Raw genomic sequence first — 890 nt, 5'->3', positions numbered from 1 at the left:
GTGCGATMCTGTCCGGCGGCTGGTTGCAAACGCGGTCACGTCCGGCGCCAGAATGTCGTTCTCCTCAGCCCAGGAGGCGAAGACCCCTTTCGCAGTCTCGGGCTCAATCTCGTCGCGGACCGCCGCCAAGCAGGCCCTCAATGCGAAGGCGTGGACAGCGTCTCTCTGGCTCTTCGGCCAATCCGCCAGAAACATGTAGGCCTCCATCGCCGACGAGACGGTGGTCGGGATTCCGAGACCGGTCAGAATGACAACAGGTCGTTCAAATTCATCCGAAGGCATCAGTGCCATCGCCACATCCTCCTAGAAGCAACATGGATTTGGGTCCGCGCCGCGGTTGGCGGGCGGATGACGCTGATTTAGGTGTCCTAGTTTGAGGTGTTCAAGATCCGGTCGCGCTTCGGCTGGCTGGGCGCCTTTTTCGTAGGGTCAATTGCAACTAAGCGTGCTCAGTTCTCGTCATACCCGAGGCTCGGAAGCCTCTTTTTGCCGCCGCGTCGATTATGGGAGCTGTCATCGGTTGCTAGCCGCACGATCTTGAAGCCTTCGACCAATCAGCCCGACAAGCTCGCGAACCGTAGTGCACGCCTGCATCTCTTCGTCAGGCATCATATCGCAGTCGAATTCACGCTCTATCGCATTTCCGATGAGCGTCAGGTCATCAAGCGAAAGACCGATATCGTCGACCGTCGCATGTGGCTCCAGCAGGTCGGGACTTACGAGCCCCTCAGCAGCAATGATTTCCAGCAATCTCCTGACAAGCTTGGCCTCGCCGGGGGTGTGTTTGGTCATTGCGGTACGAGCCTCCTCCTTCTCGGCGTGCACACGCGGTCCTGCGTATCCTATTTCTGCGGAGGCCTTGGGGCCTGTAGATCGGTCGGGCTTTTCGG

The 890-nt window shown here is 59.1% G+C and carries 2 protein-coding genes; both read right to left on the bottom strand.

Annotated elements, in window-relative coordinates; all coding sequences use genetic code 11:
• Positions 1-291 (bottom strand): DUF982 domain-containing protein (locus AC1DVA_RS28750; protein ID WP_476808182.1); only part of this gene is annotated, 291 nt, incomplete at its 3' end.
• Between the two features lie 222 nt (positions 292-513).
• Positions 514-890: acyl carrier protein (locus AC1DVA_RS28745; protein WP_476808181.1), on the bottom strand; the 377-nt coding region annotated here is incomplete at its 5' end.

Source organism: Allobosea sp. P4_C6 (assembly GCF_056402015.1).
Note: the sequence above shows the minus strand (reverse complement) of the source record. Positions and strands in the feature narration are given on the sequence as shown.